The following is an 8,206-nucleotide window of genomic DNA, read 5'->3' as shown; positions in this document are numbered from 1 at the left end:
GCGCGGACTTCAGGAGAAAACTTGTTCGTCGTCTTGCTTGTCATAGACCCTACTTCTCACGAGTTGGGGTCTCCGGCAAACTCGGGGCGGTTCAGTCCATAGCGCCCTCGTATCGGCCATCGGCATTCCCGCCGATGATCGCTTTCAGGTGATCAATCTGCACGATCCCGCTCACCTGATTATCGATGCCAATTACCTCGGCATCGCCCGGAGCCCGAACGCGCTGATCGTGCAAATCTATTTGCGCCAAGGCCGCACGGTGGATCTGAAAAAAGCGCTCTATGCCGCCATCGCCGCCAATCTGGTCGCGCTCGGGTTGCGGGCGGAAGACGTGCTGGTGTCGCTGTCGGAAAATGATCTGCCCGACTGGTCCTTCGGGCTTGGGCTTGCTCAATATTGTTAGGTGCGTAAACTGACGCCCTCATTGACCCGCTGTTAAAAGCTTGGAGTTCCTGGATGACCGTTTCTGCCGCCAAAACCGTTCTCGTGACTGGGGCCACTGCCGGGTTCGGCGCAGCCATTGCCCGCCGTTTTATCACCGAAGGGCATAAGGTTATCGCCACGGGACGCCGGGAAGACCGGCTTCTGGAGCTTCAAGCGGAGTTCGGGGCCGATAAACTGCTGCCGCTGGTGCTGGATGCGCGCGACCGCAAAGCCACCGAAGCCGCTTTTTCGGCCCTACCCGCCCCCTTCGCCGAGGTCGATATTCTGGTAAATAACGCCGGTCTCGCCCTCGGGCTTGGCCCCGCGCCGGAAGCCGATCTCGACGATTGGGAAGTGATGGTCGATACCAATGTGAAGGGCATGATGTTTGCCACCCGCCTGCTGCTGCCCGGCATGCTGGCGCGCGGGCGCGGTCATATCGTTATGCTCGGCTCCACCGCCGCCGAGTTCCCCTACCCCGGCGGGCACGTCTATGGCGCAACGAAAGCCTTCGTGCATCAGTTCGCCCTCAACCTGCGCGCCGACTTGGTCGGAACCAACGTGCGCGTAACCGATATTCAGCCGGGCCTGTGCGGCGGCACCGAGTTTTCCAACATCCGCTTCAAAGGCGACGACGCCAAAGCCGCCGCCATGTACGCGGGCACGCAGCCGCTGCTGTCCGACGATATTGCCGAAGCGATCTATTGGGCGACCGCCCTGCCCGCCCATGTGAACATCAACAGCATCCAAATGATGCCGACCTGCCAGGCGCCTGGGCCGCTGGCGGTGAAGCGTCAGGGTTAGTCGAGGCCGATTAGGGCTTTGAATTCAGGGGTGAAATACGCGCGCAGAGCCGAATAGGGAACCTTGGCAATAGGGGTGCCGATGGCGTAGGGGCCGACCTCATAGAGGCCGAAATAGACCCCAAAACTCGCCCCCGGCGCCCAGCGCGCGGCCTCGCCGACCGCCTTTGTCATTTTGGCAATTGTGAGAGGCTCATATTCCCAACCCTCCTGCTTCGCTAGTGCGCGCAGGGACTTATCGGCCTCCCGGGCGAGCACGGCGCGCCACGGGCTCCCGGTTTGGAAAACATCGGCCTCCGTCAGTTTCCGCGCGCGCGCCAGATCGATGGCCGCAAAATCGGACCCATAGAGCCCATGCGCACCGCCCTGATAGGTATAGATCGTCTGTTCGAGCACCAGCAGGCGGTCGCGGTACAGGCTGGCCTTAAAGCCGGTCTCGGTCTCAAAAGCATCATCCTCAGCAGGCTTCGGGGCGGTGGCGCTCAACGCGCTTAAAGCCCGGGCGAGAAACTGCGGAAAACGGTTTTCCTCCGACCGGATGCGGGGCAGATGATCCATCTGATCGGCCTCGGCCACGGGGGCGGTGCGATACACTTGGCGGGCGAGCAGAGTGCCATAGGGGGCCGGCAGCGGGAGCAGCGCCTCGTTGTGATAAAAATCGGTCTGGCGGCGCAAAGCCGTGCCGATGCAGCCTGTCACATAGTCGCCCCCACCCTCTTTCGGGGCCCAGCGCGCCTGACAAATTTTTCCGATATGGGCAATCCAGCCGCGTTGATCGCCGCGCAGGAGCGGTTTCGCCTCCTCCGGCGCGCGGGCCAGCGCCTCACGATAGGCCGCCGCCAGCGCGACATCGGCCTTGGCGAGATCGGGCGAGGCGCAGATGGTCTTTTCAACCTCGGTGCTGGCTTTGGAACAGTCGAAGCTGGGGGCGGTTTGGGCGTGGGCCACGCCTGAGAGGGCCGCAAGTAGGGCGAAACCCACGAGGATTGGAGCGTACGGGCGAGGCATCGGTTTCACGTCCCTTTAATCCTTCGCAGCATTTCCGCCGTCATGAACCGTTTCAAATCGGCCAGCGCTAAGCTGATTGTGCATTCCTGCGTTCGGTAGCTTGCAAAGGCGTTTTGGTCGAACTCGAAGACCAGCTCGGTCTCGGTCAAATGCCATTTACCGTCGGCAAAAATCAGCTCATCCCATTGTTTGGGCGTGAATTTCGGTCGGGCAATGCAGGCTTCCGAACTTTCAGCGGGAAACTGGGCAATGACCTGTTTGGTTATCGCCGAACGCCATGGCCGGTCGGGCCGGAACATTGCCTCAAAGGTCAGGCCGCGGGCTCGGTGCAGATCGATTGTATAAGTGAAATGCCCGCCGTTTCCGTGAGGCATAATCGGTGAATTCCAGTAAAACCATTGCCGGATCGACAGAAAATTTCGGTTTGCGACAATCACCTCGAAATCGCTTTCGGATTCTCCCGGATCTGGCGCGTCGTTCCCGATAATATTTCCATCGGGAAGCGCGGCCATAAGGTCCGGTGCCGCAAAAGCCGGGTAGTAAGCTAGCAATCGACCCAAGCAAAGATCCGGCCCTTGGCAGGCCCCCGTCGTGGGGTCACGGGGGTAATCCCACCCGTCGCTCGCGGCAATCTGTTGTCGGCGGATAAGGGTTTGGCCCCCCGGAAGCGTAATGAGCGCTTTCTGAGACAAATATTCAGCCTGCTCCCGATATTTTAAAGAGAGGCATTCGGCATTGTACCCATCCTTGCCGCTTTGCGGAATAACGCGATTGAGGCACATGATTTTCAATGCCTTCAACCAGTCCCGTTGCGAATCGCGAAGGATTTTCTGCCCGGCGGGCGGAAGCCTCTTTAAGGCCGCAGTATAGGCAGCATTCAAATCCCGATCATCAGCGGCGAGGCTGGGTAAGGCGCAAATCATCAGCTCGATTTCTGTGCTGGCTTTGCGGCAGTCGAAGCTGGGGCCATCTTCAGCACGGGCGGGCAATACAACGAAAATCTGGCACAGCCCAATAAGGAAGCGGATCATTTGCCGCCCCCGGTCAGATCAAGGGTTTTGACAGTTTCCCAAGCCCGCATCTCGCCTGAGAAGGTTTCCTGGCGATAACGATACCGAAATGTCAGGCTCTCCGGCCTAAGATCGAGAATATCGAAATCGACCTGCAAGCTTCGGCTAACATCCGCGACGGACATAATATCCTCTGGAATTTTAAGCAGGGTCCTAAAGCGGGGTTCGGTAAACGCGGGAAAAACTACAAATCCATAGGATTTTATTCCCGGAAACTGGGGATGGGAGGTTTCCCCGGTCGGAGTTGGCGTTACCCAGCTAATCCGGCGGGCTTGAACCCTTCCAAACCCGATCGGTAAATGCGTCAGGAACTTGGTTTCTAGAAAATCGATTTCCTGGTGAATAAAGCTTATCAGACAGGCATCACTCTCTGAAACCGGTGGGGTTGGGTTGCGGAAGCCCCAACAGAGTTGTTCGATGTGGGTGCCCGTCGTCTTGTCATCTTCGGCGTAATCTTCGAAAGCCTCCCACGAGGAGCGACCAACAATTCGTTGCCAAGCTGCAAGATAGGCTTCGACCAACGCCATAATCTCTGGACTCGCGCACGCCCGTGACTGTACCCATTTTTCCGGGTTATCGCAGCGGATTACCGAGTTGGCGCTAATAGCAGCGGGTTGTTGAGTAAATATTAAACCAACTACGAGAAGAACGGCTTTCCAGTTCATTCTCATCCGCATTTCTCCGTTTAAGGAATACCCCCAAACAACAGCCCCCGCGCTGCCTGCCACTGCGCTTCCCGTGCCGCGATCAGCAAACCCGGATCGGCAGCGGCGGGGGAATAAGCTTTGCCGCTCAAGGGGCTCGCCGCATAGCCGCCCGCCTCTTCGACCAGCAAAACCCCGGCGGCATGATCCCACGGCAACGTGCGGTAGAAAAGCGCTAAATGGGCTTCCCCCTGAAGCAACCGCAGATAATCTTGCGCCGCCGAATAGCAGGGCGACTGCGAGGCGAAACGCTGGGTAAGGTGGCCCAAGCGCTTGCGCTCCTCCCCTGGGAAGAAACGCACCGAGAGGGCGGCGTGTTGGTCGGCCAGATCGGCGGGCGGTTCGGGTAGGCGCACGGCAGCGCCATCGCGCCAAGCCCCCTGTCCTTTGGCGGCACAGGCCATGACGCCGGTCAACGGATCGTGAATCCAGCCGGCGTAGGTTTCGCCCTGATGGACCAGGGCGAGGATTGAGCCGAAAGCGTCGTGCCCGCGCGCGAAATTGGCGGTGCCGTCGAGCGGATCGATCACCCATACCCAATCATCGCCATGCAGCCGGTCGCGCACGGCGGGATCGGCGGCAACCGCCTCTTCGCCCACGGTGGTCGAGCCCGGCAGCAGCGCTTCCAGGGCTGGAATGAGGGCCGCTTCCATCGCCAGATCGGCGGCGGTGACGAGATCGTTCGGGGCTTTTTCGCGAATATCGCCCGCCGAAAGATTGCGAAAACGCGGCACCAACTCCCGCGCCGCCGTTTCCCGCAGCAGGTCGGCGACGGGGCCGAGCAGCGCCGCCGTCTCCCTCATAGGCCGATCACCGACTGCGGGAACTGCCGCTGGTAGCGCGAAAGTTCCATCGGATCGAGCCCGACCGTTAGGTGCGCTTGGCCGGTCTCGTCGTCCTCGCGGGAAAGCACTTCGCCGTGAGCATAGAGCCAGGCCAGATGCCGCCCGTCGGCCGGATCAATGGTGACAGCAATCACCTGCTGCCGGTCGCGCAGCGCTTCGTCGAGATAGGTCAGCAGCGCGTCGATCCCCTGGCCGGTGAGGGCCGAGAGTGGCAGCGCCGTGCCCGTCACGCGGCGGGTTTGCTCGGCGAGCCCTTCCTCATCCAAGCGATCGACCTTATTCAGCACTTCCGGCAGCCCGGCATCGACCTGCTTTTCGAGGCCGAGCGAGCGCAAGACCGCTTCTACATCGGCCTTTTGGGCCATGCTGTCGGGGTGCGAAGCGTCGCGGACGTGCAGGATGATATCGGCTTCCAGCACCTCTTCCAGCGTCGCCCGGAAGGCGGCGACCAACTGGGTCGGCAGGGCCGAAATGAAGCCCACCGTATCCGACAGGATAACCCGCCGCCCGGACGGCAGCGTCAGGCCGCGCATCGTCGGGTCGAGGGTGGCGAACAGCATATCTTCCGCCATCACATCGGCATTGGTCAGGCGGTTGAACAGCGTCGATTTCCCGGCATTTGTATAGCCAACGAGGGCGATGACCGGCTGGGGAACCTTCTTACGCGCGCCGCGATGAAGTTCGCGTGTCCGTTTGACCTCCTCAAGTTCGCGCTTGAGCTTGGCGATGCGGTCGCCAATCAAGCGCCGATCAATTTCGAGCTGGCTTTCCCCAGGGCCGCCGAGGAAGCCGAAGCCGCCGCGCTGGCGCTCCAAATGGGTCCAGGACCGCACGAGGCGCGAGCGTTGATAGGTGAGCGCGGCAAGTTCGACCTGAAGCCGCCCTTCGTGGGTGCGGGCGCGCGCGCCAAAGATTTCGAGAATAAGCCCGGTGCGGTCGATGACCTTCACCTGCCATTCGCGTTCCAAATTGCGCTGCTGCACCGGCGACAGATGGCCGTCGACGATGACAACCGCCGCCTGCACCTCTTCAATGCCCTGCTTCAAGCGCTCCAGAACACCCGTGCCGAACAGGGTGGCGGGGCGGAGAATTTTCAGGCGCACGGCTTCGGCGCGTTGCACGTCCAAACCAATGGCTTCGGCGAGACCAACGGCCTCGTTCACGCGCCCCTCGATAGAACGGCTATCGGGGCCTTCCTGGCGGCCTAAATCGGGATGAATAACAAATGCGCGCGTTGCGGCATGCTCGCCGAGGGCGGCGGCCTCAATGGAAACCGCCGCCTCAGGCAAATAAGGGTCGGCGGCGGGGTTATCCGTCGCGCTCAAAGGATCAGACGTCACCCGCTTCCTTCACTCCATCAAACAATTGAACCGGCGCTGCGGGCATGATGGTGGAAATCGCATGCTTGTAAACAAGCTGCGAATGCGCATCGCGCCGCAACAAAACCGAGAAGTTATCAAACCACGTCACAATGCCCTGAAGCTTTACGCCATTCACAAGGAACACTGTTACCGGGATTTTTTGCTTACGAATATAGTTCAGGAAGACGTCCTGGACATTCTGGGATTTTTCGGAGCTCATTACGGCATTCCTTCTTGCTTTTGGGCCATTGCCAAAGAAACCAAGACTCTATCAGCACCAGCGCACCGACATTGTCACACACACGAAGCCTATATGTAGGACAATCCGGCGCGCCCGGCTAGGGGGTGCGGCATATCAGAGCAGTCACAGTTTCCGGTCGGTTCCATTAACGCCGAGCGATTTCAGCTTACGGTGCAGTGCCGAACGTTCCATGCCAACGAAGGATGCCGTGCGGCTGATATTACCGCCGAAGCGATTGACCTGCGCCAAAAGATAGTCGCGCTCAAACACTTCGCGCGCGTCCCGCAAGGGGAGCGACATGATTTCGCCGCCCTTATCCCAGGCCAGCACCGCCGGGGCCTTAGCGCTGATTTCCGGCGGCAGCATATCGGCCCGGATCGGTGCGCGCGCATCGCCGGGGGCCATAATCAGCAACCGCTCGACCGTATTGCGCAGTTCGCGGATATTGCCCGGCCAATCATAGGCTTGCAGCGAGGCGAGCGCGTCCTCGCCAATTTCGCGCGGCGGCAGACCGTTGATTTCGGTCGCCCGACGGACGAAATAGCGCACCAGATCGGGGATATCTTCGGTGCGTTCCTTCAGGCTGGGAATGCGGATCGGCACCACGTTGAGCCGGTAATAAAGATCTTCCCGAAACCGGCCTTCAGCCATTTCGGTGGCAAGATCCCGATTGCTGGAGGCGATGACGCGCACGTCCACTTCCACCTTGGAGCGTCCGCCGACGCGCTCGAAGGTTTGCTCCTGCAAGGCGCGAACGATTTTGCCCTGGGTGGCGAGCGGCATATCCGCCACCTCGTCCAGGAGTAGCGTGCCGCCATGCGCCTGCTCGAACAGCCCTACCCGGCGCGGCCCGTCATTATCGTCGGTACCGAAGAGTTCCTGTTCAATCCGATCCGGGTGCATGATGGCGCAATTGACGCCGACAAACGGGCCGGTCGCCCGGCGCGACTGAGCGTGGAGTGCCCGTGCCACGACTTCCTTCCCCGTTCCCGCCGCCCCGGTAATCAGCACGCGGCTATTGGTCGGGGCGACCTTCTCAATCGCCTGCCGAACAGCGGCAATGACGGGGGAGCTTCCAGTCAGATCATATTCGACCGTGGTGCGCGATTTGAGATCAGCCACTTCCCGCCGCAGTTTGGCAGCTTCAATAGCGCGGTCGATAACATGCAGCAAATGATCGGACTTAAACGGCTTTTCAACGAAGTCATAGGCACCCTGCTTGATCGCGCCGACCGCCGTTTCAATCGTTCCATGGCCGCTCATCATCACAACCGGCAGGCCCGGATGATCGATTTGGATCTTTTCGAGAATTTGCAGGCCGTCGAGTTGGCTGCCCTGCAACCAAATATCGAGGAGAACCAAATGAGGTTGGCGCGTCCGCACGGCTTCGAGTGCCTGGTCGCTTGATCCCGCGACCCGCACGCTAAACCCCTCGTCTTTCAGGATGTCGGCGACCAGAGTGCGGATATCCGCCTCATCATCGACAACTAGAATTTCATGCGCCATAGGTTCCTTCCGCTACCCCGCCGTTGGTTGTTGCGTCGGCGGTTGGGAGAGTTTCGCCTTTTCGTGGCAAGATGAGGGCAATCTCTGCCCCGCGTGCGCCTGCTACAGTATCGGGACGAACTGGAGCGTCGGTCAAACGAATCTCTCCCCCATGGTCTTCCATAATCTTAGCAACAATGGCAAGCCCTAAGCCGGTCCCTTTGGCCCGCGTGGTCACATAGGGCTCGGTCAGGCGCTCACGTTGC

At 60.3% G+C, this 8,206-nt stretch carries 10 protein-coding genes; 2 read left to right on the top strand and 8 right to left on the bottom strand.

Annotation, left to right across the window (positions count from 1 at the left end; all coding sequences use genetic code 11):
• The first annotated feature begins 148 nt into the window (after nt 1-148).
• Nucleotides 149-403, top strand: coding sequence for a tautomerase family protein (locus ACIQ36_RS16080; protein ID WP_395831145.1), 255 nt, complete (start codon nt 149-151; stop codon nt 401-403).
• A gap of 53 nt (nt 404-456) precedes the next feature.
• Nucleotides 457-1,227, top strand: coding sequence for an SDR family oxidoreductase (locus tag ACIQ36_RS16075; protein ID WP_395831143.1), 771 nt, complete (start codon nt 457-459; stop codon nt 1,225-1,227).
• On the opposite strand, the gene ACIQ36_RS16070 is transcribed toward ACIQ36_RS16075, so the two are convergent.
• The 8 genes from ACIQ36_RS16070 to ACIQ36_RS16035 all read right to left on the bottom strand — a co-directional run.
• On the bottom strand, nt 1,224-2,234 hold the full coding sequence (locus ACIQ36_RS16070) for a lysozyme inhibitor LprI family protein (protein WP_395831141.1): 1,011 nt from the start codon (nt 2,232-2,234) through the stop codon (nt 1,224-1,226). The two genes, ACIQ36_RS16075 and ACIQ36_RS16070, sit on opposite strands and share 4 nt — an antisense overlap.
• A 5-nt stretch (nt 2,235-2,239) precedes the next feature.
• Nucleotides 2,240-3,265 (bottom strand): lysozyme inhibitor LprI family protein, encoded by a 1,026-nt coding sequence (locus tag ACIQ36_RS16065; RefSeq protein WP_395831139.1) that lies wholly within the window; start codon nt 3,263-3,265, stop codon nt 2,240-2,242.
• Nucleotides 3,262-3,969, bottom strand: a complete 708-nt coding sequence (locus ACIQ36_RS16060) for a hypothetical protein (RefSeq protein WP_395831137.1) — start codon at nt 3,967-3,969, stop codon at nt 3,262-3,264. The genes ACIQ36_RS16065 and ACIQ36_RS16060 overlap by 4 nt, the downstream gene beginning before the upstream one ends.
• Before the next feature lie 20 nt (nt 3,970-3,989).
• Nucleotides 3,990-4,811: an inositol monophosphatase family protein gene (locus tag ACIQ36_RS16055; protein WP_395831135.1), complete on the bottom strand. Its 822-nt coding sequence runs from the start codon at nt 4,809-4,811 to the stop codon at nt 3,990-3,992.
• Entirely contained in the window at nt 4,808-6,073 is a 1,266-nt protein-coding gene (gene hflX / locus ACIQ36_RS16050; RefSeq protein WP_395831147.1) for a GTPase HflX, read from the bottom strand. Before hflX ends, ACIQ36_RS16055 begins: the two co-directional genes overlap by 4 nt.
• A gap of 109 nt (nt 6,074-6,182) precedes the next feature.
• Entirely contained in the window at nt 6,183-6,434 is a 252-nt protein-coding gene (hfq, locus tag ACIQ36_RS16045) for an RNA chaperone Hfq (protein ID WP_045777020.1), read from the bottom strand.
• Nucleotides 6,435-6,578: 144 nt separating this feature from the next.
• Nucleotides 6,579-7,961 (bottom strand): sigma-54-dependent transcriptional regulator, encoded by a 1,383-nt coding sequence (locus ACIQ36_RS16040; protein WP_395831133.1) that lies wholly within the window; start codon nt 7,959-7,961, stop codon nt 6,579-6,581.
• On the bottom strand, nt 7,951-8,206 hold a 256-nt coding region (locus tag ACIQ36_RS16035; protein WP_395831131.1), incomplete at its 5' end, for an ATP-binding protein. The genes ACIQ36_RS16040 and ACIQ36_RS16035, both read right to left, overlap by 11 nt.

The organism is Elstera sp., from assembly GCF_044372965.1.
Taxonomy (GTDB): domain Bacteria; phylum Pseudomonadota; class Alphaproteobacteria; order Elsterales; family Elsteraceae; genus Elstera.
Note: the sequence above shows the minus strand (reverse complement) of the source record. Positions and strands in the feature narration are given on the sequence as shown.